This is a genomic window from Brevibacillus sp. NRS-1366, assembly GCF_050467985.1.
Window position 1 is genome coordinate 45,545 of record NZ_JBITPN010000061.1, and the last position, 23,443, is coordinate 68,987.

At 45.8% G+C, this 23,443-nt stretch carries 27 protein-coding genes, 1 pseudogene, 1 riboswitch and 1 other annotated feature; of the genes and pseudogenes, 19 read left to right on the forward strand and 9 right to left on the reverse strand.

All coding sequences use genetic code 11. The features are described 5' to 3' along the window. The first annotated feature begins 186 nt into the window (after positions 1-186). Positions 187-1,617, forward strand: a complete 1,431-nt coding sequence (locus tag ACIFQN_RS33630) for a YfcC family protein (protein ID WP_429837406.1) — start codon at positions 187-189, stop codon at positions 1,615-1,617. Positions 1,618-1,706: 89 nt separating this feature from the next. On the opposite strand, the gene ACIFQN_RS33635 is transcribed toward ACIFQN_RS33630, so the two are convergent. Next, a complete protein-coding gene (locus ACIFQN_RS33635) occupies positions 1,707-1,904 on the reverse strand; it encodes a hypothetical protein (protein ID WP_429837407.1) in 198 nt (65 codons plus the stop codon). A 459-nt stretch (positions 1,905-2,363) separates the two neighbouring features. Between ACIFQN_RS33635 and ACIFQN_RS33640 the strand changes: the two genes are divergently transcribed. From ACIFQN_RS33640 to ACIFQN_RS33655, 4 genes are all read left to right on the forward strand, one after another. Beyond that, positions 2,364-3,926, forward strand: a complete 1,563-nt coding sequence (locus ACIFQN_RS33640) for an Ig domain protein group 2 domain protein (RefSeq protein ID WP_429837408.1) — start codon at positions 2,364-2,366, stop codon at positions 3,924-3,926. Between the two features lie 44 nt (positions 3,927-3,970). Further along, positions 3,971-4,229 (forward strand) — a binding site (T-box leader). A gap of 99 nt (positions 4,230-4,328) precedes the next feature. Beyond that, on the forward strand, positions 4,329-5,585 hold the full coding sequence (ilvA, locus tag ACIFQN_RS33645; RefSeq protein WP_429837409.1) for a threonine ammonia-lyase IlvA: 1,257 nt from the start codon (positions 4,329-4,331) through the stop codon (positions 5,583-5,585). A 217-nt stretch (positions 5,586-5,802) separates the two neighbouring features. Further along, complete coding sequence (yhfH, locus tag ACIFQN_RS33650; RefSeq protein ID WP_084765575.1) at positions 5,803-5,964, forward strand: protein YhfH; 162 nt, start codon at positions 5,803-5,805, stop codon at positions 5,962-5,964. Between the two features lie 152 nt (positions 5,965-6,116). Continuing rightward, positions 6,117-6,257: a hypothetical protein gene (locus ACIFQN_RS33655; protein WP_429837410.1), complete on the forward strand. Its 141-nt coding sequence runs from the start codon at positions 6,117-6,119 to the stop codon at positions 6,255-6,257. A 451-nt stretch (positions 6,258-6,708) separates the two neighbouring features. On the opposite strand, the gene ACIFQN_RS33660 is transcribed toward ACIFQN_RS33655, so the two are convergent. After that, positions 6,709-7,446 (reverse strand): hypothetical protein, encoded by a 738-nt coding sequence (locus ACIFQN_RS33660; protein ID WP_429837411.1) that lies wholly within the window; start codon positions 7,444-7,446, stop codon positions 6,709-6,711. 4 nt (positions 7,447-7,450) lie between these two features. Next, entirely contained in the window at positions 7,451-8,122 is a 672-nt protein-coding gene (locus ACIFQN_RS33665; protein ID WP_429837412.1) for a hypothetical protein, read from the reverse strand. 161 nt (positions 8,123-8,283) lie between these two features. Between ACIFQN_RS33665 and ACIFQN_RS33670 the strand changes: the two genes are divergently transcribed. The 4 genes and pseudogenes from ACIFQN_RS33670 to ACIFQN_RS33685 all read left to right on the forward strand — a co-directional run bounded on the left by ACIFQN_RS33670 (position 8,284) and on the right by ACIFQN_RS33685 (position 10,055). Beyond that, on the forward strand, positions 8,284-8,694 hold the full coding sequence (locus ACIFQN_RS33670) for a hypothetical protein (protein WP_429837413.1): 411 nt from the start codon (positions 8,284-8,286) through the stop codon (positions 8,692-8,694). Between the two features lie 54 nt (positions 8,695-8,748). After that, positions 8,749-9,195 (forward strand): disulfide oxidoreductase, encoded by a 447-nt coding sequence (locus ACIFQN_RS33675; protein ID WP_429837414.1) that lies wholly within the window; start codon positions 8,749-8,751, stop codon positions 9,193-9,195. 102 nt (positions 9,196-9,297) lie between these two features. Continuing rightward, positions 9,298-9,423 (forward strand): annotated as a pseudogene (locus ACIFQN_RS33680) (hypothetical protein); the annotation flags it as partial. Between the two features lie 131 nt (positions 9,424-9,554). Continuing rightward, on the forward strand, positions 9,555-10,055 hold the full coding sequence (locus ACIFQN_RS33685; protein ID WP_429837415.1) for a thioredoxin family protein: 501 nt from the start codon (positions 9,555-9,557) through the stop codon (positions 10,053-10,055). A gap of 70 nt (positions 10,056-10,125) precedes the next feature. On the opposite strand, the gene ACIFQN_RS33690 is transcribed toward ACIFQN_RS33685, so the two are convergent. Further along, complete coding sequence (locus ACIFQN_RS33690; RefSeq protein ID WP_429837416.1) at positions 10,126-10,464, reverse strand: hypothetical protein; 339 nt, start codon at positions 10,462-10,464, stop codon at positions 10,126-10,128. Positions 10,465-10,595: 131 nt separating this feature from the next. Here ACIFQN_RS33690 and ACIFQN_RS33695 point away from each other — a divergent pair, with 131 nt between their 5' ends. The 3 genes from ACIFQN_RS33695 to ACIFQN_RS33705 all read left to right on the forward strand — a co-directional run bounded on the left by ACIFQN_RS33695 (position 10,596) and on the right by ACIFQN_RS33705 (position 13,275). Next, a complete protein-coding gene (locus ACIFQN_RS33695) occupies positions 10,596-11,165 on the forward strand; it encodes a hypothetical protein (RefSeq protein WP_429837417.1) in 570 nt (189 codons plus the stop codon). A 92-nt stretch (positions 11,166-11,257) separates the two neighbouring features. Further along, complete coding sequence (locus ACIFQN_RS33700; RefSeq protein ID WP_429837418.1) at positions 11,258-11,821, forward strand: biotin transporter BioY; 564 nt, start codon at positions 11,258-11,260, stop codon at positions 11,819-11,821. A 110-nt stretch (positions 11,822-11,931) separates the two neighbouring features. After that, on the forward strand, positions 11,932-13,275 hold the full coding sequence (locus ACIFQN_RS33705; RefSeq protein ID WP_429837419.1) for a cytochrome P450: 1,344 nt from the start codon (positions 11,932-11,934) through the stop codon (positions 13,273-13,275). A 175-nt stretch (positions 13,276-13,450) separates the two neighbouring features. On the opposite strand, the gene ACIFQN_RS33710 is transcribed toward ACIFQN_RS33705, so the two are convergent. The 3 genes from ACIFQN_RS33710 to ACIFQN_RS33720 all read right to left on the reverse strand — a co-directional run bounded on the left by ACIFQN_RS33710 (position 13,451) and on the right by ACIFQN_RS33720 (position 16,296). Next, positions 13,451-14,830, reverse strand: a complete 1,380-nt coding sequence (locus ACIFQN_RS33710) for a sensor histidine kinase (protein WP_429837420.1) — start codon at positions 14,828-14,830, stop codon at positions 13,451-13,453. Further along, a complete protein-coding gene (locus ACIFQN_RS33715) occupies positions 14,831-15,550 on the reverse strand; it encodes a response regulator transcription factor (RefSeq protein WP_429837421.1) in 720 nt (239 codons plus the stop codon). Positions 15,551-15,768: 218 nt separating this feature from the next. Then, complete coding sequence (locus ACIFQN_RS33720) at positions 15,769-16,296, reverse strand: C40 family peptidase (protein WP_429837422.1); 528 nt, start codon at positions 16,294-16,296, stop codon at positions 15,769-15,771. A 7-nt stretch (positions 16,297-16,303) separates the two neighbouring features. Then, positions 16,304-16,441, reverse strand: a riboswitch (cyclic di-AMP (ydaO/yuaA leader). Between the two features lie 306 nt (positions 16,442-16,747). Between ACIFQN_RS33720 and ACIFQN_RS33725 the strand changes: the two genes are divergently transcribed. The 7 genes from ACIFQN_RS33725 (at position 16,748) to ACIFQN_RS33755 (ending at position 22,253) form a co-directional block, all read left to right on the forward strand. Continuing rightward, complete coding sequence (locus ACIFQN_RS33725; RefSeq protein WP_429837423.1) at positions 16,748-17,152, forward strand: LiaF transmembrane domain-containing protein; 405 nt, start codon at positions 16,748-16,750, stop codon at positions 17,150-17,152. 90 nt (positions 17,153-17,242) lie between these two features. Then, positions 17,243-17,944, forward strand: coding sequence for a PspA/IM30 family protein (locus ACIFQN_RS33730; RefSeq protein ID WP_429837424.1), 702 nt, complete (start codon positions 17,243-17,245; stop codon positions 17,942-17,944). 92 nt (positions 17,945-18,036) lie between these two features. Further along, on the forward strand, positions 18,037-18,615 hold the full coding sequence (locus ACIFQN_RS33735; protein WP_429837425.1) for a class I SAM-dependent methyltransferase: 579 nt from the start codon (positions 18,037-18,039) through the stop codon (positions 18,613-18,615). A 14-nt stretch (positions 18,616-18,629) separates the two neighbouring features. Then, positions 18,630-19,511 (forward strand): cell wall-active antibiotics response protein LiaF, encoded by an 882-nt coding sequence (gene liaF, locus ACIFQN_RS33740; RefSeq protein ID WP_429837426.1) that lies wholly within the window; start codon positions 18,630-18,632, stop codon positions 19,509-19,511. A gap of 13 nt (positions 19,512-19,524) precedes the next feature. Continuing rightward, positions 19,525-20,673 carry a sensor histidine kinase gene (locus ACIFQN_RS33745; RefSeq protein ID WP_429837427.1) on the forward strand — a complete coding sequence of 383 codons (1,149 nt, stop codon included), beginning with the start codon at positions 19,525-19,527 and terminating at the stop codon, positions 20,671-20,673. 7 nt (positions 20,674-20,680) lie between these two features. Continuing rightward, positions 20,681-21,310: a response regulator gene (locus ACIFQN_RS33750; protein ID WP_429837428.1), complete on the forward strand. Its 630-nt coding sequence runs from the start codon at positions 20,681-20,683 to the stop codon at positions 21,308-21,310. A 121-nt stretch (positions 21,311-21,431) separates the two neighbouring features. Beyond that, the gene (locus ACIFQN_RS33755; RefSeq protein WP_429837429.1) at positions 21,432-22,253 is read left to right on the forward strand and encodes a metallophosphoesterase; all 822 of its coding nucleotides are present in this window, start codon (positions 21,432-21,434) and stop codon (positions 22,251-22,253) included. On the opposite strand, the gene ACIFQN_RS33760 is transcribed toward ACIFQN_RS33755, so the two are convergent. Next, positions 22,238-22,552, reverse strand: coding sequence for a hypothetical protein (locus tag ACIFQN_RS33760; protein ID WP_429837430.1), 315 nt, complete (start codon positions 22,550-22,552; stop codon positions 22,238-22,240). The genes ACIFQN_RS33755 and ACIFQN_RS33760 overlap by 16 nt on opposite strands. Before the next feature lie 23 nt (positions 22,553-22,575). Next, entirely contained in the window at positions 22,576-23,367 is a 792-nt protein-coding gene (locus ACIFQN_RS33765) for an N-acetylmuramoyl-L-alanine amidase family protein (protein ID WP_429837431.1), read from the reverse strand. Positions 23,368-23,443: the final 76 nt, after the last annotated feature.

Below are 23,443 nucleotides of genomic sequence, written 5' to 3' on the forward strand. Positions count from 1 at the left end.
TTTCAATAATGAACGAATACAAAGTATCTCCCATATGTCTCAATTGGTTATCAGAGAAGGGTAGCATGGATAGGCTATCGAGACAATGGGACAAGCTGTCTTTTTGGTATGTGGAAATTTTGTTTGGTATGAAACTAGCCATGCAACAAGGAGTTGTTCGGAATTATTTAAAAGGGGAGATTATGCATGTCACAAAATGTTCAGGGATCAAGCAAGAAGAAAAAATTTGAAATGCCCCATGCTTTTGTTATATTAATTTTTTGTATTATGGTTGTAAGCGTTGTCACGTATTTTATTCCAGCTGGAGTATATGAACGAACACAAAATGCAGATGGTACAATGGTGGTGGATCCAGACTCATACCACCTTGTAGAGAGCACGCCGGTTACTTTTATGCAATTTTTCACTTCGATCCCTCGTGGTTTCGTAGATGCTGGCTGGATTGTTGCCGTCACGTTATTTGTTGGTGCAGGAATTGCTGTAGTGCAAAAAATCGGCGTCATTCCGGCCGGTATCAATTTCCTGTCCAAGAAATTTGAGTCAAAAGGAATCTTGGTAATCCCCATTTTAATGTTTATGTTTGCATTAACGGATGCTTTTATCGGTATGCCTGAGCTAGTTATAGTCTATGTACCTATGATTTTACCTCTAATGTTGCGTCTTGGCTTTGACTCAATTACTGCATGTGCAGTTGCTTTATGTGGTTCTGCAGCTGGTTTCTCTGCTGCTCTGACTAATCCATTTACAATTGCGGTCGGACAAAAAATTAGCGGGCTCCCACTCTATTCCGGCTGGGAGTTTAGAATTATTACATTCGTGGTTACCTTGACGATTGGTGTAATATATGTCATGCGCTATGCAAACAAAATACAAAAAAAACCATCGTTGAGTAGTGTTTATCAAGAAGATATTGAAAAACGTCACAAATTATCAGAAAAAGCAAAAATATTAGGTGACGGCTACCAGTTGAATACACGCCAAAAATTAGCTGGTTTTTACTCCATCGTTTTGATTGGCATTATGTTGGTAGGAATAATCCAGTTTAAGTGGGATTTACCTGAGATATGTGCTCTGTTCTTGGCTATGGGTGTGGGTGCAGGTATCATTGCTGGTCTAAAAGTAGATAATCTTTGTAACACATTAGTTGCTGGTTGTCAGGATATGATGATTGGCGCCTTAATTATAGGTGTTTCTCGTGCTATTGCGGTCGTGATGACTGATGGACAAATCATTGACACTGTGGTTCACGGTCTGTCAATTCTGCTTACTGGTACTCCATCTTTTCTTACCGTCCTCTGTATTTTACTCTCAGTTTCACTGCTCAACTTTCTTATACCATCGGGGAGTGGGAAGGCCGTAGTATTATTTCCAATTCTTGCACCATTATCTGACATAGTCGGAGTCACAAGGCAAACGTCTGTTCTGGCATATCAATTCGGTGATGGATTTACAAACTATTTCTGGCCTACTTCGGGTTATTTTATGGCAGCGATATCAATTGCCGGCGTACCATGGCAAAAATGGGCGAAGTTCTACATTCCCTTGCTTCTAATTTGGATTTGCAGTTCGGTAATTTTCCTTTTGATAGCACAATTCATTAAATTTGGACCATTCTAATTAGTTAAACGTATTCAGACCTATAATCAGATGGAAGCAATTCTAACATTTTTTTCATAGGGAAAAAGTTCAAGTAAGATAAAAATGTCTCAATTTTCCAATACAAGGCTCCGGCGTTCGAAGCAGGCAACTTGATGGTTTGGGTAACTGTGGTAGTCGGTATGATGATGTAGGATCACCTCTACATAACTGCGACCGGATGAGATCGGCACCAGAGTAGGAGCGATCACATCCGGTTTATTTGCGACAAAAGCAATTCCGCTAAAAGTGTATGAAATTCTTGCCAAAATCTCCTTACAAAAAGAATATTATTCATACTACCTCCAATCTTTAGAATTTTTAGTGTGAACTTACCATAGTAGGAACCATTACCATTGGGATTTCTGAAGAGCCGGATTAATTGGACGTACACTGGACTTCTATGACTGTGTCTGAAACAATCAGCAGATTGATGTTCTGTTCTTCATGTTGCATGCTACGCAAATAGGCGGCTTGAACGGCGGGCACGTCAACAGCAAGGAACTGGACGCCTTATTGGAAAAAGGTAGATCGGTGCTTGATCGGGAAGAACGTAAAAAGGTGTATGCCGAAATACAGGATAAATATGGTAATCTAGAAATGATCACCCCATCCCACCGTAAGGAGTTGGACACTATGAGCAAACACAAGCAGCATAGGCTTCCTTCCTTCTTTCCCTCGCGCTTTTCGCAGGCATCTTCACACTGCCACTGACGAGTACCACTGTCGTGCAGGCAGAGGGACCACTCGATCCGGCACCCGTTTTGACACCCGGCGTCGTCAATGAGAACAACAGCAAAAAAATTCTCTTTGACAACACGCACGGACAGACGGCAGGGGCAGCCGATTGGGTCATTGACGGAGCGTTTTTCGATTTCGGTCATGCGTTAGCGGATGAAGGGTACTATGTAACAGAACTGCGCAAATCTACGCCTATCACGCTCAGCGATTTGCAGGATTATGCGGTATTCGTCATTGGGGAAGCAAATATTCCCTATCAAACATCTGAACAGCAAGCGATGCTGCAATACGTTCAAAACGGCGGCAGTATTTTTTTCATCGGGGACCATTACAATGCGGACCGCAACAAAAACCGTTGGGATGCCAACGAAGTGTTTAACGGCTACCGACGCGGCGCCTGGACAGATCCTGCCCAAGGCATGGGCACGGAGGAGCGCAACTCAGCGGTCATGCAAAATGTAGCAAGCTCTGATTGGCTCGGAAATAACTTTGGCATTCGCTTCCGTTACAATGCACTTGGCGACATCACCGCAAATAATGTAGTCCCACCGAGTGAAGCGTTTGGCATTACGACCGGTGTGAGTACAGTAGCGATGCATGCAGGCTCGACCCTGGCTATCGTCGACCCGAATCGTGCAAAAGGGATTGTCTATCTCCCGAACACGAATGTGAAGTGGGGCAACGCGGTGGATCAGGGAGTCTACAACGGCGGGGGTATCAACGAGGGACCTTATGTGGCCATCTCCAAAGCAGGAAGTGGGAAAGCAGCATTCATCGGGGACTCTTCGCCTGTGGAGGATGCTACACCAAAATACTTGCGAGAAGAAAATGGGGCAGCCAAAAAGACGTACGATGGATTCAAGGAACAAGATGATGGCACGCTGCTTGTCAATCTGGTCGAATGGCTGGCTGAACCAGAGTCTTACACCAGCTTTGATCAGTTGAGCGGCTTTACCCCGAGTCCCGTGACACAGCTCCTCCCCATGGAAGACCCACAAACCTCCACGGAACCCGTACCGGAGCCTTGGGCTGCACCTGCTGCCGGCTACAAATGGTGGGATTCCTCTACGTTTAAACCAGGTTCCTATGGCACGGCGAGCACCACGCCCAATCCGGGACAGGCATATGAAGATTTTGAGACAGGTACAAAAGCCGCCTATGCAGCTGGCAATGTGACGCTCGCGAGTGGATCGTGGAATTTGGACAACGCTTTACTCGGAAATACGACCAGTGATAAAAAGCTGGGCAGTCAATCGGTAAGAGCGCGTGCGGCCGGGGCGATCACCATGAATTTTGACGTCAGCAACGTTACGACGGTTAGGATTTCACATGCCAATTACAGCACGGACACCGGGGCGCAGTGGAAGCTGCAAAAGTCGGTGAACGGCGGGCAATCGTGGCAAGATGTCAGCAGCTTGCAATCCAGCACGGCCTCGTTGCAAGAACAAAGCTTCGCAGTCAACCAAACGGGCAACGTCCGTTTCAAAATTGTCGTTGCGGGTACTTCGGGCAAGCGCCTCAACTTTGATAACATAACGTTTGACAACTAGGACGAGTACATTTATAATTTGTAACTAATTTGAATAGTTCGTTAGTAGTTGCGTAGATAAGGAAGAGTAGAAGCAGTGAGCAGCGTGCAGAGAGTCGTCCCTTGTGCTGAAAGGAGGACCGCCGGCCTGTTTTGAAAATCACCTTGGAGCAGTGTCCTAGAAAAGAGGAGCTTTCTGTGAGTAAAGGACAACGGGTTCGTCTCCGTTACCAGACGGGAGTTCCTTTTGTTGAACTTCCTTAAGTCTGTTTTTCGTGAGGGAAACAGAACAGCTGAGTGGTACCGCGATGCCCTCGCCTCAGCCAGCCATGCGCACACAAGCGCTGCTGGCGGGGCGGGGGCTTTTCTTTTTTCCATGAAAACGATAGAGACAGGAGACACCTTTGGGAGGAGCATTCAATAGATGAATACAGTAACAACAGTAACCGTAGAAGAGATCGTGGTAGCCAACCATGCGTTAAAAGATGTGGTGGAAAAAACACCGCTGCAAAAAAACAAGGTGTTGTCAGAGCGTTATGGATGCAATGTTTATTTGAAACGTGAAGACTTGCAGGTGGTACGCTCGTTTAAAATCCGCGGTGCTTATCATTTTATTCGCAATCTTTCGGCAAGCGAGCGGGAAAACGGCGTCGTCTGCGCCAGTGCGGGCAACCATGCCCAAGGTGTGGCTTATTCTTGCCATCAGCTGAAAATTCAGGGGACCATCTTCATGCCGACGACGACGCCCCGTCAAAAAGTAACACAGGTCAAACTGTTTGGTGGATCCTACGTGGAAGTCGTACTGATCGGCGATACTTTCGATGACTCTTTTGCGGAAGCGATGAAATACTGCATCTCGGAAGATCGGACCTTTGTTCATCCATTTGACGATCCGCTGGTTGTAGCCGGACAGGGAACCGTTGGCTTGGAAATTATGAACGATATGGAGGAGCCTGCCGATTTCGTCTTTATGAGCATTGGCGGCGGCGGATTGGCAGCGGGTGTAGGCACCTATGTGAAAGGAATCAGCCCTGACACAAAAATGATCGGGGTCGAGCCGGCAGGAGCAGCGTCTATGAAAGCGGCTCTGGAGCTGGGCGATGTAGTGACCTTGGATGAGATTGATAAATTTGTCGATGGAGCTGCTGTTAAACAGGTGGGTCAATTGACCATGTCGCTTTGCCGCGATGTGCTGGATGACATTGTGGTAGTGCCGGAAGGAAAAGTGTGCACAACGATCCTGGATTTGTATAACACCAATGCGATTGTGGTAGAGCCAGCGGGAGCCTTGTCGATTGCAGCCCTTGATTTGTACCGCGAACAGATTGCGGGCAAAAATGTCGTGTGTGTCATCAGCGGGGGCAACAATGATATTGACCGGATGCAGGAAATCAAGGAGCGCTCTCTGTTACATGAAGGATTGAAACACTACTTCGTCATTCATTTCCCGCAGCGTGCCGGAGCATTGCGCGAGTTTATGGAAAAGGTGCTCGGGCCGCATGATGATATCACGCGTTTTGAATACACCAAGAAGAACAACAAGGAAAATGGACCTGCATTAGTAGGAATTGAAATGAAGTGTCAGGCAGATTATCAGCCGCTGATAGCACGTATGAAACAGCACGGAATCAGCTATGTAGAGATTACAAATGATCCTTATCTGTTCAATTTGCTGATTTAAAAGGGCTATTAAAACAGTCTGGAAAGCAGAGCTGTGATCATTGTGTTACAACAGATTGCGAATTTGCAAAAATGTATGAATACAGCGAAAAAGAGAGCAAACGAGAGAGATTGAGCGCGAGAGAAAGATAATGCGGCGTAATGTATTATAACAAACTTTTATAAAACAGCCCCTGTTGTAATACAATACAGATAACAACACACGGGGGGTTAAAATCATGACGCCGATCACTACTTTCTTTCGCAATTTGGAAGCAAAATGCTGCGCTGCTTGCGGGCAAACCATCAACGAACAGGCAGAATCCTACGCTACAGAATGCTTCACTTGCCAGGAACAGGCATCCTTCGACGCCTACAAGCACTACCACCAAAAACGCTAATGAACCGATTCGAGAGATAAGGTGTACCGCTTGGCAGCAGCCAAAAGCAGGTGCGCCTTTTTTGTTTAATTGTAAGGGATCAAACAAGGTACTCCTAGTGTCTCTTCAGAATGTAGTAACATTTAAGAAGAGACTAGAGAGGATGAGACGTTTTGAAAATCGTTCCTTTTTCTGCCAGAGTGAATACAGAGGCGGGAAAATTGTTAGCGCAGTGTCATCGACGAGCAAGTGCCGCTATTCATGCCTTGCCAGATCAATTGGAAGCAGAGGCAAATGCGGGTACGTGCTCTTGAGGGAGTACGCATACCATTGGCGACGCCAGAAGATCGCGAATGTATCTCAGTTGATCCTACCAAGCCAAATCCTCTATATTCTGTGTAGCATTGTACACAGATTCGCGAAGAGTATTCGCGTCTGGTCGACACTGCATCCTTTCCAGGAAAATATTGATATTAGGAGAGTGTACAGGAAAACTACGGAACAGGAGTCAGAATCTCTTGCAGCTATCTGTTTTCTTTGAGGATCGTGTACAGCCGTACATTCGCTAACAAATGAAAGGCTTCATCCCCGAAGGGATTATCTTTCTCTTCACCAACGTGTCAAGGGTTCGCTTCGCCTTGCGCCCTTGACTCTGTTGGCTCCGAAAAAGATATCCCAATTATGGAGTTGAAACCTTTTCATATGTCGGTTTGATTGAGTTTACACGAAATTCTTGACAGACCCCCGACGTTTCTTGAAATCCTTTTAAAGCTGGTTATTCTTCATTTCTTTTTTCTCTTTTTCCTTCTTCTCACGATCTTTTTTCTGTTTAGTCTCATTTCCTTCAATAGGTATCATTGATTCTAGGCCAAATCCATATACTAATTCTTGATATAAGGCTGATTCTTTTGTTACATCTTTGATTTCATCGGGAGTGAAGTAAATACCTTTTGTTACCTCAAAGCATTCATGCCCTTCACATATTAATTCTTCTGGAGACCATCTATTTGTAGCTTTCTTAAAATTCTTATCAATGATCTCTTGATCAACAATAAATATGCCAAGAGATTCTTCACTTGGTTGATCAACTACTCTATCTCCCCCTCCTCCTCCATACAAGGGATGAGAATTATTAGGATCATTGAGAAAGGGAGTAAAGGAACAACCTGCTGTAACTTCCACATCAACTAAATGATAATTAACTTCTTTATATCGCTTATGTCCTTTACTTAACTTCTCAATTTGTTTTTCGATCCTTTTTACAATTTTGTCATTACTTACATCTTTACCACGAATAGTGGAAACATTATCAACACAAACTATCATTTTTGAACGGTTTTTTGTTAAGAGCGTACCTCCTACGAACATATTGTCTTCATGCTCATGGGAGAGTTCTTCGGATTCATTAGACGCTGCTTTAGCTTGAGTAAAATAATTTCCACCAATCAGTATCGCAGCGATTAGTGTAATAACAGTAAAATAACCAATATTTCTCTTATTCATTTTACTAATCCCCCCTGACTTCTGCATCAACTGAATCTAAATCTAGCTGTGTCGGTTGTGCATAATTTGTAGAACAACCATAAGCTCTACTATGCATTATGCTCTTCGTGCATGAATTCCCCAATTTAGTTCCCCCATCTATTAAACCAAGCAGATGGCCAGTTTCATGATTTATCGTGTGTGACCCTCCATTGGTTAAATCCACTGATCGTATATAAGCAACACCATAATTCCAGTGTTCATGGCCATCAGGTTGTTTAACTAAGCCATACCTTCGTATGCAGGAGTATTTGGAAAAGCTGGTTTCATCATCGCACTTTACTGTGGAGTTCGTATTATCCTCAATGTAATAGCGAAAAGTTGTTTCTTTTTCCTCTGCAGAAGTCAAGTCACTGCAATTACTATTGTACCCTTGACCAAAAAAATAAACTCTATTATTTGCTAATTCATCCCATCCTCCTTCAGCATATAGTATATCTCGAATGGTAGTGTATGCATCTTTTTGACTCCAAGATGAGGATTTTGCCGTCTCGACACAAAAATACTCATCCACTGATCTTAAATGTGTGCTTACAATATGTCTCTTAGGAGAGTAGGGGTGGTGTGCAGATGCAGTTGATTGAACTAGAAGCATAAGCAGTAAAAATAAGGTTAGAAATTGAAACATTCTTCTCATTACTCAATACCTCCTGAATTATTTTAAATATCGAAAATAAAAATTTTCATTATAAGTAAACCTCCCCCTTTAAAAGCAAATTGTGGAAATCAGTACAAGCTTATATTATAATCATTGATATAGAAACACAATACATAATTTCCAAAAAAAGGGGAATGTTGATGAAAATGGTAACTTCTTGTCTAGTTGTTTTTCTTTTAATTGGATGTGAGGCAAAAGATAACCTGATATCCCTATCCCCATCCTCTATTGTAGATCGTGACGAACTTGTAGAGAAATATCAGTTAATTCATGACTTTAATTCTGGTGAGGAGTTCGACACGGAAAAGCTCAAGGAAATACAGAATGAATCAAAACGCAAGGATTATAAAATAGTTCTTTCCGAATTCTTTACGCAGCATTTACAGAAGGAAATTGAGTCATTTCAAACCATAAATAAAGACGATAATGGACGCCATATTTTGGTGATTACGAAAGATAGGTGGTTATACAAAGTAAGCATAAAACAATGGCCGGAGTTTAATAATATTTGGACAGTAGATATGTACGGTGGATATTTACAGTCTGAGTAATAGTACTTGGGTAAAAATTAGTCATATATTATCGAGAAATGAGGAAAAAGATTGTTGTCAAAAAATTCCCTACTTTTTATTGGTTTGGCCGTCGCTATAATAGCCACAATAGGCAGTTTGTTTTTGTCGGAAGTCATGTATTTTATTCCTTGCGAATTATGCTGGTTTCAGAGAATTATGATGTATCCCCTCACCCTAATATTAGGATTAGCTTATCTAAAAAGAGATTACAAACAAGCCTACTATGTATGTATACTTTCAATTTTGGGAGGGCTAATAGCTCTATTACACTATTTGATTCAAATGCTTCCTTTTGAATCCAAAACCTCTTGCGGAATAGTTCCCTGTACAGTTGATTATTTAAATTGGTTTGGCTTCATAACCATTCCTTTCCTTGCATTAATAGCATTTTTAATAATTAGTATTACATCTTTTACTGTTTGGAAAAGGGTTAGGGAGCATTCCTGTAATGAATTAACGCATAGTTTGAAAAAAGAATAGCGCCATCTGTATCTGGGTATCGATGATGTGCACATACACTGACCTAATCTAAGGAGGACGCTAGCTAGGAATCATAACCAATCAAGCAATCAAAATCAACAGATTCAGGTGGTCCTTTTTACTTATTACCATGTCAAGAAGAGAAAAGAGCTTGACGACAATTCGCCAACCAAGAATGACATTAAGGATGCAAAAGTTGTCGCTTCGCTCGTTCGAGACGGTCGTTACTTTGCCACCCTTCCATATTTTCACTTTTTACTCTACTTTCTTCCGATGATGCTTCAGTTGTTATTAATGAAAATGTTCGAAAGAGTGAGAGGAACAGAGAGACTCTTTATTTTATTGAGGGAGAGATTTATATGGGAAAAATAAAAACAGGAAGATTAGTAATAGTTTTGGGCTTTGTCATTTCTGTTTTAGGAATATTTTGGGGAATCTACTATTATGCTGGATTACAAAAGAATACATTTAATAACGAGAATAGTGGAGGTAATCCGTATGAAAAAGAAGTTCTTCATCAAGAAACAATAAAACAACTGAATGATCCACTGTATCAAAATATTATTTTGCCAAAAGAACTCGATAAACGTATTCAGAATAATAATGAACCATTGTATGTATATTTTTATAGCCCAAAGTGTACACACTGCCTTAAAGCAACACCAAAGCTAATGCAAGTAGCAAATCAATTAGATAAAGAGGTTTTAATGTTTAACTTGCTGGAGTTTGAGAATGGATGGGATGATTATCAAATTGAAGCAACTCCAACCTTAGTAACCTATGAAAAAGGGCTTGAATCCCTTAGGCTTATTGGGGACCAGGATTCTAAATCATATGAACAGTTTTTTTTGTTAAAGTAGAGTTAAAATAGAATCGTCCGAGGGGAAAAGCCGCTGTCGTGTTTGACTACAGCGGCTTTTTTTCTATCCTTTAGCGATGAGTGGAGGATGCCTTCGAGGCTTGTTGCTTTACATAGTCAATCAGCCCGAGCTGAAAGCCCTCTTGGGTAAGCAATCGCTTCGCTTCGTAAGTACTTGCATAGTAGGCGTGAACGTGTGAGTCGTTCTCTAGAACTTGCCGGCATGCCTCATCAGCGTACAGCTCCAGGTACCAATCTGCTGATTTGATCTGAGCGATCAGGTCTTCATAGGGGGGATCCGGCTTTTTCCACGGATTCAAGCGGTGAAAAATTTCACCAAAGATCGCAACAACGATTAAAATTCCGATTAAAAACATGGCTGTCACCTCAGGCAGTAGGTTCCCTCCCATGTTACCACTCTATCGCCCCACTTTTCTATGGGGAAGTCGGGTCAGCTTGCAAAACCATGATAAAGGAGGCATGCTAGAAGAGAGGTACTAATGGTACGAAAAAAATCTTGTAGAGGGGAAGGAGGAAAAAGATGTTTCACCCATTGGTTTTTGACAATATCAAAGTAGTGCTGGAAGGGGCAGTATATGATCGCGATTTTGATGGAGCGATCACGATTACCGGTAGATCTGATGTGATGGATATGGCGACCTTCCACCGGATGTTTCAGGTTGAATTCACACGCGTTGATCAGGATAAGAACGAGCAAGCCGTAATCGCCAAAATGCAGCTTCGCACTGGCCTGGCTGATATTGCTGCTGAACAATTGGAGCAGCCGTTGACGGAACACATCGGCTGTACGATTTGCATTCACTTTCATGTGCCACTGATGACAACTAAAGATATTCCACAAAAAGTCAGAGAGATTACCTCGATTCTGAATGATATTTGGGGAAATCGTCCCTACATCACGCAAACCCTCAAGGCACGTGTAGAAGAACATCGGATCGAGTGGCCACCACACCATTTGGAAAACCAAATCACGCTTGATTTTCATCGGAAAATTGACGAGGGCAATATTGATGATCTGCGGTTTTTAATCGATCACACTGTGCAATCTTTGACGGAGCTGCAGGCGTTTGCGGACAACGAAATCATCTAAATTTTTACGGAGGCATTTACAAGTGTGTTCATGCGTATTATTATTTTGTTAACCTTATTATTATTTTAGTTAACAATTGGAGGCTATTACGCATGAGAAACGAACGCTTGAGGTGGTTGCTCTTATCTGCTATCTTTGCTGCAATTATGGCTGTCTTGTCGCAAATAACCATTCCGCTGCCCATGATTCCGATTACAGGGCAGACGCTGGCAGTGGGCTTGACCGCTACGATTTTAGGCAGCCGTTATGGGACATTGGCATTGATTATTTACGTGCTATTGGGAGCAGTGGGTTTGCCTGTCTTTACGGAGGCGAGTGGCGGACTGCAGATCTTGGTCGGCAAAACAGGGGGATATATTTTCGGTTTTATCCTGACCGCGTATGTGACCGGTCTGTTTTTGGAAAAAACCAGCTTTACTTTGAAAAATGCCATTATCGCAAATATTATCGGCATGTTCATTACGCTTACTTTTGGTTCCATCCAGTTGAAATTCGTACTTGATATTCCATGGGATAAAGCGATTGCGTTTGGCGCTACACCGTTTTTAGTGGTAGGTGTGATCAAGGCCGTACTTGCTTCTCTCATTGGAATAAAGGTACGGGAGCGTCTGATTGCGACTCGCTTGCTGCGCAGCGAGCAATCTGCTTCTCACTAAATCGTAATCATTTCAAGGCCATCCGACTTCGGGTGGCTTTTTCTCGCATAATCTCCTTTTTGTGCCGGATACTAATCCGTAACATGCCGTATTTACACAAGGAGGATAACATGAATGTAACGATAACCGGACCTAAGGGTCTGCCTATTTCGGGAAATTTGCTGTCATTTCGCCGGAATCCGCTTCAATTCATTCGTCAGGCGTCTGAAGAGCATGGCGATATCGTACACTTTAGATTCGGACCCAAGCGTCATGTCTACTTGTTGACGAACCCCGATCAAATTAAAGAAGTTTTAGTCACGAAGCAGGGAAATTTTCGGAAAGGGAAAGGCTTGCAAGTGGCGCGCGCGGTAGTCGGAGACGGGATCCTCACTAGTGAAGGAAAAAAGCATATGCGGCAAAGAAGGTTGATGCAGCCTGCTTTTCATCGTGAGCGGATAGCTGCTTACGGTCAGGTAATGGTGCAACAAGGAATAGACTTGATGGCTGAATGGAAAGACGGTGAAGTTCGCGACATTCACCACGATATGATGAAAGTCACACTGGCCATTATTACAGAGACCATGTTTGGCAAAAGCATCAAGGAAGGGGCCGACCAGATCGGACAAGCAATTGATATCGGGTTGAAGTATGTTGCGGGTAAAGCGTCTTCTTTTATCGACATCCCACTTTCTGTGCCCACGAAAAGCAATCGGCAGTTTCTCGAATCCAATGAGACGCTGGACAAAACGATTTTTGCTTTGATTGAAGAACGACGCAGTAGTGGAGAGAAAGGTCAGAATGATCTTTTAGGTATGCTGCTGGCTGCCCGTGACGAGGACGATGGTCAAGGAATGACAGACGAGCAAGTACGCGATGAAGTGATGACCATCTTTGTAGCTGGCCACGAAACAACGGCGAATACGATGTCATGGATTTTTTATTTGCTAGCCACCCATCCGGAAGTGGAGAAAAAGCTTCATGATGAGCTATCGACAGTCTTGTGTGACAAACTGCCTACGGTTGAAGATCTACCCCACCTCCCTTATACCAATCTGATTGTACAAGAAACGCTGCGATTATATCCGGCAGCGTGGACGATCAACCGGGAAGTAGTGGAGGAAGTAGAGATTGGCGGGCGCACATACCAGCCAGGGGAAACCTTGATGATGAGTCAATACGTCATGCATCGCAATCACCGTTACTATGACAATCCGGATAAATTTGTACCTGAACGCTTTGAAGGAGACTTGCTGAAGCGGATTCCGACATATGCTTATTTTCCGTTTGGGGGTGGTCCTCGTGTATGTATCGGAAATAACTTTGCGTTGATGGAAGCAGCGTTGTTGCTCGCAACGATTGCACAGCGTTATCGCTTGCGTCTGGAAACACCAGATCAAAAGGTGGAGCCAGAGCCACTGGTGACACTACGACCAAAAAATGGATTACCGATGCGTGTAGAAAAAAGAGGGTAGGGCTTTGCGAGAGGGATTTTTGGACAAAAAAAAGGCATCTTTTCACCTACGGTTACGCCGTGATGTGTCAGATACCGAACTGGGGGTTATTTATCACTGAAAGCAACATGCTTACAAGAGATACTTTAACAGAGAAAAATAAAGAATCTATTAACTGGCTATAAAGCGAAATAAATTAAGCGTGATAAAAGGGAATGGTGAAGGAGAAACTGCTTCCTATTCCCTGTTCGCTGTTTACCATGATCTCACCGCCGTGGCGTCTAACGATGCTTTGGGAGATCGTCAGGCCAAGTCCCGTACCACCGTTGTTACGGTTGCGGGATTTTTCCGCGCGATAAAACTTGGTGAATATCTTCTGCAAATCTTCTGCAGCGATTCCTTCTCCTTTATCAATTACTGTGAAGAGGACATGTCCCTCACGTTGATCACACGTAATCAGAATGGAGCCATTCGGTCTATTATAGTAAATCGCATTGTTGATCAGGTTTTCCATGACGCGCCGCAGCTTGGTTTCATCTGCCTCGATATGCAGCTCATTGGAGATGCGCAGTTTCCATTGAAAGGAGAGGCCTGCCTCTTTGATGCGGGTCAGATAGTCCTCGATGATTCCTTTCAGGAAACCTTTGACATGGATGCGGCTAATATTCAGCCCCACTTCTGTGCTCTGTTGACTAAAGTCCTGCAATTCATCCAGCAGCTTTTCCAGATCTGATGTTTTTAGTTCGATTTTACCCATCTGTTTCTGAATCCGTTCGAGCTCTGTGACACGGCCCGATCCGATGTAAGAGGCATAGCCCTTAATCGTGGTGAGCGGCGTGCGGAAATCGTGCGCGATAGAGGCAATCATTTCAGATTGGCGTTCCTCGGAAAAGCGAAGCTCATCCACCATGTCCCCAAAATAGCGGAAGAGCTGACCGAACTCATCGTGTGACTTGTACGTAAAAGTAACCAGCCGTTTGCCCTCGCGGATTTCTTGCGTAACCCGCGACAGCTCACTCACAGGCCGCAGGACCCAGCGAACGAACAGAGCCAAGAGCACTAAGCCAACCAAGACCAGGCTGCCGTAAATAAACCAGAGCATCATGGAAACTCCCGTCGTAGACATGATGTCATAGTCATCTGTGTAGAAATAAATGACAATTTCCCCTTCGCGTGGCGGCTCCTGCTGGAAATGGTATTCCGCAACTGATTTAAGCTCGCTCTTTTTCGGGGTTACTCGGTTTGAATTGTTCGAGGGAACTTTTAAATCGTACGCTTGCGAGGTTTTGCTGTAGATCGTATTGCCATTGGCGTCCTTGATTACCATTCGGTACATGACGTCTTCTGGCAGTTGTTTCTCCAGTTCTTGGCGCTCGGTGGGATCTTTAAAGTTGCTCGTGCGCAATAACTGATTGAGTAGCACTTTTTCCGCTGCTTCCTTTTCATACTGGTACTGATTGTGTCGGTCATTTTTCAGCTGGTCGACAATGATGTCCTGGAAGACGAATTTAAATAAAAGGATATTGAGCGTAATCAAAGCGATAAACGAGAGAAACAGTTTATTGCGCAAACTCATTTATAGCTTCTCCCCAATGAATACGTAGCCTGTCCCCCATTGTGTTTTGATGAACTGGCGATTCGTTTCCAGTTTTTCGCGCAGGTTTTTGATGTGAACGGTCACGGTATTGAGAGAGCCGTAGCCATAGCCCCAGACCCGATCGTAGATTTGCTCGCGCGTAAACACGATACCGGCATTTTCCGCTAAAAACGTAAGCAATTGAAATTCCTTGGTAGACAGCTCGATCTTTTCATTGCTGACATAGACGGAATAGGTTTCTTTATGAATTTCGAGATCCTTGAATTTCAGTACCGTAATCGGCGAGTTGGCCGATTCCTTATCCGGCGCCTCCTCCGTATGCTTGCGAATGCGCTCGTAGCGGCGCAAATGGGCACGGATACGGGCAAGCAGCTCTTCTGTGTCAAATGGCTTGGTAATGTAATCATCTGCCCCGATTTCAAAGCCGACGACCTTGTCCACCGCTTTTCCTTTCGCGGAAAGAAACAGGATCGGCAAATCCCACTCCCGGCGAATTTGCGAACAAAGCTCGTAGCCGCTCATATTGGGCATCATGATATCGAGCAAGATCAGATTCGGACGATGACCCTGGTTTAATAGTTTGAGCGCATCTTCGCCATTCTCGGCAGAGGACACCTGAAAGCCTTCGTTTTCCAATATATCTTCAAGCAGTTCAATAATCTCCAGATTGTCATCAACAATTAAGATGTGATCCTTCACCGGTATACCCCCAGTTACTTCTATTAATAAGGAAGTAAGTAATAAGTAAATTACGATTTACCCTTGTCTATCATAACATGCTTTGACCGGAAGAAGGCAAGTATACCCCGATTCATCAGCATATACTTATAAGTAAGGTCACCTCTTGACACCAGGTACTAAATTTCGTCAGAAAAAGCCAGAGACGCGAAGTCCCTGGCTCTTATTTTTTTGCCGAACTACTTTTGAGTTGCTTGATCTTCCGGCAACGATGCAGCTTGCACCGCTTTTTCCTTTTTCGGAGCTTCAGCCTTTGCTTCTAGAACAGGTGTGCTGACGCGCTTGGCACCAACATAACGCTTGCTCCAGTAGTAGGGATCGTTCAACTTGGTGTTGACGACTCCACGACCAGTTTCCGAGTGCACGAATGTGCCGTTCCCGATGTAGATGCCTACGTGTGAAATGCTGCGCCCATTTGTGTTGAAGAAGACAAGATCGCCTGGTTGAAGATCTTTCTTGGCAACTGTCTCTCCCACTTCATATTGAGCAGCAGAATTGTGCGGCAGCTCTACACCTAACGCATCAAATACGTAGCGTGTGAAACCGGAGCAGTCAAAGCCCTTTTTGGACATGCCCGACGATTTGTAAGGGACACCGTACAGATCGCTAACTACATCAGTTAGGGATGTACTCTCTGCAGCTTGTGCAGCGCCGGCCCCCATCGCCAGCAATCCAGCCATAAATAAAGATACTACCAACTTGCGCAAAAGAAACTGCTCCTCTCATTGAGCCTACGAGGTTAGCTGAAGGGTTCGGTCGAAAGGACTCCCTAGACTGCCGTGATACACAGCCATTCACCCCAAAAACATGGTTCCCCCGTTTCCGCCAGGCGGAACTCGGCTATTTTCGATGTTTTTTTACACGCATACTCAACAGAGATTCTACGGTTGTCCAATATTTCCTCTTTTTCGATGGTTTGTTCACAATTCCGCCACAATATTTTGTCTGATGGCGTAACGTTTTGGCTGGGAAATGTAAGCTCTCATTCGGCATAGTCCGCCCCATCAGCTCGTCCGATTTGGGCAGGAAACGTTCTCCGTCCAAGGACGGAGGGAAAAACCAACCGCTCGCCCGTTATGGGGAGCCTACGCTTGGGGATACAATAAAGCCATAAGGTCGACCTGCACCACATAAATGGCGATTGGAGGTAAGCAAAAGATGAGCGAACGGTCTGGAAAGATACTGCTCGGGCTGGTTCTGCTGCTGATTGGCGGCCTTGTTCTCTTGGACCAGTTGGGAATCGATAGCGGTGATTTGATTGGCGTGTTGATTCCCGTAGTAATCATGCTGTATGGGGCTCGCAAGGTAATGGGTAGCTCGGGGTCCCGCTTTTGGGGAGTACTCGTCTTCCTGTTCGGGCTACTAATGCTGTTTGGGAAACTACATCTGTTGTTTCACAGCATTCTAGCCATCGGGGTGATCTATTTAGGATATCGCCTCTTACGTCCCCAGCCTGAACCAAAAGAAGCACCCAAAGCTTGGGAGCGCCAGTGGGCAAAAGGAATTTTAAAGGAAGACTCGCTAGATGACTGGGAAAAAAGTGTGACTAGACGCCAGCCGTAAAGAACTTTTTGAACATGCACTGAAAAGATCTTTGTCGAATGAGCTTTTGGATGAAACTAAACGATGTGATATGATGAGGAGGAAATAAAAATGAGTATCTTTAGACGTTTGCGTGACTTGACAGTAGCTTCGGTGAATGATGCCTTGGATTCGATGGAAGACCCGGTAGTTATGCTGAACCAATACATGCGTGACATGGAAGTTGAAATCGGACAGGTGGAAGTGGCCGTAGCGCGTCAAGTTGCTTTGGAAAAGAAATTCCGCCAGCAATTGGATGAGGCCAACGCTCTCATCGAAAAACGGGATCGTCAGGTTAAGCTGGCTTTGACTGAGGGAGAAGACGAGCTTGCTCGCCGCGCTCTGGCAGACAAAAAGCAGTATGAAGGACGTGCAGCAGAATACGAAACCCTCTACTTGTCGGCTTCTGAGGCTGCCGCTCAAATGCGGGAAAAGCTTGCTGAGCTGAAAGAAGAGTTCTATAAAATGCGTGCGAAAAAGTTCACGTTGATGGCACGTGCCCAGGTAGCCCGTACGCAAAAACAGGTGAATCACGCGGTTGTCGGAATTGGCAACCAGACAGCAGGTCGTGGTTTTGCACGAATGGAAGAAAAAGTAATGCGCATGGAAGCAGAAGCGCAAATGAGTGGACAATGGCGAGGATCCAATGTGGGACATGGCTGGGAGAACGCTTTGTCAGAGCTGGAAAAAGACGATTTGGATATGGAACTCGCCAATATCAAAGCATCCTTGCAAGAGAAAAAAACACCGGTCCAGAAACCTGAGCAATCCTAATTGGACAGGAACTAGGGGACTGGGTGTAGAATAGAGTGTGGCAATTAGGCAGCCTGGATATCAGGCTGCTTTTCCCCTAGGAGGTACAATTCTTGGTAGACTTCTTGGTCTTTTTGCGACGGTTTATCGCTGAACCTGGACGCGTCGGCAGCGTTATTCCCAGCTCACGTTTTTTAAGCGCACGCATGCTCGGCGGCATCAATTGGGATTCAACTGACGTGATTCTGGAGCTGGGTCCTGGCACGGGTGCTTTTACTCACGCGATCTATCAAAACATACGTCCCGATACCCACTACGTGCTTGTGGAGCGCGATTCTCAGTTTCGGACGATGCTGCATTCCCGATTTCCCGATATACCGATCAGGGAGGAAGCAACGAGACTGAGAGAATACTTGGAGGAGCTAAATCTCAAACGGGCAGATGTGATCATATCTGGACTTCCTTTTGCGAACTTCCCGCAAGAGCTACGGACAGACATTTTAAATGAAGTACAATCCGTGCTGAAACCAGGCGGGCTGTTCATTACATTTCAATATTCGCTACAACTCCAAGCTGAGCTGCAGGCGCGTTTTTCCTGGGTTGAGACTAGCTTTACCCCTCTGAACATTCCACCTGCATTCATTTATACATGTCGTAACGGTCAGAGTGAAAACGATCGGCATGGGGCGTAAGAGAGGAGACTTCCGTGAAATTGTCCCGCTTGCATAAAATGTTGGCTGGTGTCCTGATCATTTTGACTGGGATTGGCCTTTTGTTAAATGGCATGGGTCTTATCAAGTTCGGTCTGTTCGATCTGTGGCCGATGCTCTTGGTCTACTTTGGCGTTCGCCTCTGGAGTCAGAGCAAGCGGATCGGCGGCGGCATTTTAATAAGCCTGGGAACGATCATCGCGCTTGAAATGTGGTTTGGCATCGGAATCGATGATTTGTTCCAATTAGCGGTGCCTCTGGTGTTTATCTACTTCGGCTTCCGTTTGATCCGGGGAAGAAAAGGGGAAAAAGCTTCGCGGATTGGTAAGATAACGTTGCCCAAAGAGCCCAATCAGGATGACCCCGGGTACCAGCCAGATTTAGAGTCGAATAATGGCGGGGAGCCTGGACCTAGGGCCGACAACAACTGGAACAAGTGGAGGCCACCTGGTACGACGAGGTCATCGGAGGAAGGAGCATCTTCCGCTAATCGGGACCGCATGTTGCCCAAAGATTCCCGCAGTTCGCTGATCGGGGATTTTCACCTGACTTCTGGCAGATTCGAGCTGAGCCAGCTTCATGTCTGGCATGGAATCGGTGATGTCGTTATCGACTTGTCGCGCGCCATGCTGATGAAGGAAGAGGCGCTTCTCGTGGTAGAGGGTTGGATCGGCGACGTTACGATCTACGTCCCTGTGGATCTTCCTGTACTCGTTTCAGCCGAGCTCACGATCGGTGATTTGGAGATTTTCAGTCACCGTCAGGGAGGGGTCAATCGTAGTTTGATGATTCGTTCTGATCATTACGATCAGGCGGTGCATAAAGTAAATTTGCATATCTCGCTGCTAGTCGGCGATATAAAAGTCAAGTACATCTAGGAGGTACTGGCGGATGCGTCGACAGCGTTTAGCAAGTATACAATGGCAGTATGTACGCTACGGCGTCTTGCTGGCTGTAAGTGCGATTATCGTCGCGTTTATCTGTTTCTTTTCCCTCTACTTTCAGTGGAGGAATGATGAAAGTATTCACCAATGGTATTCCAAAATGGTGCATGATCCCCAAGTCGTATTGTGGTTCGGCGATGAAAGCGGATTTACCCTCTCCCCGGATCCGGATTGGCTGATTCAGCTAGTAGCATTTATGGTGTCCTTGCCAGCAGGTGTGATTATCGCTCTGATTTTTTCTTATATTGGCGGAAACCTGCTGAAGAAAAGGCTGTTCGTTCTGTGCGAGGCATCCATGAAGCTGGGGCGTGGCATGCTGTCTTACCGCGTGCCTGAACTGGGTGTCGACGAGGTTGGCGAGCTCGGGTGGCAATTAAATCGGCTTGCTTCGCAGTGGGAAGAGCAGGTCGCGTCCTTGCAGCGTCTATCCAATTCGAATGCGGCTCTGGCAGAACAGCTGAAGCATGCTGCTGTGACGGAGGAGAGACAACGATTGGCTCGTGAGCTGCATGATGCTGTAAGCCAGCAGTTGTTTGCCATCGCCATGACAACCGCAGCCATGAAACGGCTGGTTGAGAAAAATCCGCAGCGTGCCAGCCAGCAAATCGAATTGGTGGAAGAAATGGCTGCGGCAGCTCAGGCGGAGATGCGGGCCCTTCTGTTGCATCTTCGCCCAGCTACCCTCCAAAATAAATCGTTGAAAGAAGCCATTTTGGAACTTTTAGATGAGCTGACACGTAAAAATACAATGGAGCTGACGTGGGAAATTGAAGATGTCGAAGGCTTGCCGAGTGGGATCGAGGATCATCTCTTCCGGATTTTGCAAGAATCTCTCTCCAATACGCTGCGGCATTCAAGAGCCAGCCTCATTGCCGTAAAATTGTTTACTTTGCAAGGCCAAGTCCGGTTACGGGTAACAGATGATGGAGTAGGTTTTGATCCGGATGGGGAAAAACTGACTTCGTACGGGCTGCGCAGCATGCAGGAACGTGTGGCCGAGGTAGGCGGCTCGATGGAGATTTACTCGAGTGTAGGAAAGGGAACGCAAATCGAAGTGCGGATTCCCCTGATGTCACAGGTAGAACGGGAAGGGTGAGATTTCTTTGATTCGGGTATTACTGGTTGATGATCACGAAATGGTACGGATGGGACTAGCCGCTTATCTTTCGACAGAGGACGATATTGAGGTCGTGGCCGAAGCGGGAAGCGGTGAAGAAGGCGTACGAATGACTGTTGAACTTCTTCCGGATGTTGTTTTAATGGACTTGGTTATGGATGGCATCGGGGGAGTGGAAGCGACGCGGCGCATTCGTGAAGCCTGTCCTTTGAGCAAGGTCATTGTGCTTACCAGCTTTATCGACGACGAGAAGGTGTATCCCGTTATCGAGGCAGGGGCGTTTAGCTATTTGCTCAAAACTTCCCGCGCGGCTGAGATCGTCAAAGCGATCCGTTCGGCGGTAGCAGGAGAGCCCGTACTGGAATCGCGGGTGGCTGGTAAAATCATGGCCCGCTTTCGGCATGGACAGGAATCTCACCCCCATGAACAATTGACGCCGCGGGAGCTGGAAGTACTGAAGCAGATCGGCCTGGGCAAATCCAACCAGGAAATTGCCGATGAGCTGATTATTGGAATCAAGACAGTCAAAACCCACGTAAGCAACATACTAGCCAAGCTAAACGTGGAGGATCGGACGCAAGCTGCGATTTATGTTCATACGCATAATCTGGGCTAGGAATGGATTTTATAGATAGAAGAATGTATAAGCAGGCTCACTCTTTTGAATAGAGGGTGAGTTTTTTTTGTATATGTGGTAAAGATAGTAAGTAATAGCTTTTGGAAAGGAGGGAACGGAGATGAGGCACAAACCTCAGACGCGCTCCAAGGTGCTTTTGGCAGACAAGGGTGTAGATATCGTCGGAGATGTTCATGGGTGTTATGACGAATTTATAGAATTGCTGCAGCGCTTAGGGTATGAGCGAAGCCAGGACGGCATCTATCGCCACCCCCGCGGCCGAAAGCTCCTTTCCCTCGGTGATATTACAAGCAGAGGTCCTTCTTCTATCAAGATGCTGCAATTTTTTTTGCTTCACATCTCAGCCGGCGTAGCTGAGATGGTAGATAGCAATCACGGATGGAAAGTGGCGCGCTGGCTGGATGGCAGACCAGTAACATTGGCACATGGGGATGAAAAGGTAGAAGAGGAGCTGCGGTTGTACCAGCAGGAGTTTGGTCCGAAAAAGGCAACGCTGCTGCGGGAGCAAAGTCGACGACTTCTTTTTTCTTCTCCATCGCATATGATGATCAGGCGAAATGATAAGTTGATGGCTGTTGCCGTCCATGCAGGGATTCGGGATGATTTCATTGGAATGGAGTCCCCGGCGGTGCAAACGTTTTGCAGGTATGGGGATGTAGCGGGAACAGGGTCAGATGGCCGCCCGATTCGCAGGGAATGGGCAAAGGAACGTAAGCTCACGCATCCATTGATCGTTTGGGGCCATGATCCGCGTCCTGAGCCTGAACGCAAAAACGGCACACTCAATATCGACCAGGGGTGCGTATTTGGCGGAATGCTGACCGCTTATCGCTTTCCTGAGGACGAATTGATATGTGTACCGGCGAAGAAAAATTATTCGGGATTGACGGACACGCCGTTGACGCGTTATACCGCTGATTGAGAATCGTTGTTCTTGCTCTTATTTTTGTACTGACTCGCTTCGTCTTTGCTGAATTGCTCAATGGTGTTTTTGGCGGAGGAGTGAATCCCTACACTTGCGAGGCCTGCAGTCAAGCCTTCCAAGAGAGCCGCCTTCCAGTCAAATGCAGGTGAATATAGCCATTGATTCACCAGGTAGAGCCCGACGATTAAAACCACCGCTACCCAACTGCGCAGTTTTTTGGGAATGCGAAGTACGTCCGACAGGGTGGCGGTGCCAGCAAGGGCAAATGCGATTATAAGGCCCAAATCAAAGCCCACGACGTACTACCTCCCTGTTTATATTAGGTTTTTAGCTTTTCGTACAACCGTTTGAGAATTACTGCTTCGGCCCATAGGGGCAGCGGCTTGTCAGCTTGATTGCGCCAGTCCTCATTGGTCAGGAGCCCTTGGTCAAACATCCAGTCGATTGCTTCTTGCTTCCAATCAGGCAAGGTGCCATCTCCTTCATTTCCGGGATTTCCGGTACCGCTACCGTTTCCGGGGCTGCCAGTGCCAGGATCGGGGGGAGAAACTGCTGGTGGCTTATACGAAAGCTTGGCATATTCACAAAAGGCCCTGACGACTGCTTCAGCGAGGTCTTTCCAGTCCTTGGCCAGCTTATCGGCATCGAGCGGGTTGTCGGCAAAGCCGTATTCCACGATGACCGTTTCCACGTTGCCGGTTTCCCGATGCATGTAATAGTAATCGAGCCCCGGGTTGTTAGGCAGCGTACGGGTGAAAATCCGCCGGTTGGGCATGCCCTCCGCTTCCAAGTCCTCCTGAATCAGGCGAGGAAAAGCAGCGGAACCGTAAATGGAGTAAATCACTTCTGAGCCTCTGCCGTCGCCTGAATTAATATGGTTAGAAATGCAATAGCGGGCTCCACTGTTGCGGACAATCGCTGTGCGTGCGTCGCTTGCGAGGGTCGTATCGGATGTTCGCGTCATAGCAACTGCTATGTTCAATTCCCGGAGTCGATTGTATTGATAGGTGGAAATCATGAGGGTCATATTCTTCTCTGAAAATTGGGTATTATTGCCTCCCCCGGGATCTACTCCGCCATGTCCGGCATCGAGAATCACGATAGGATTCATTGTTACATCACCTCTTGCAATTAGGATATGCTAGTGATAGCAATCATGCTTGAGGCTGTCTCATCAATTTCCAATG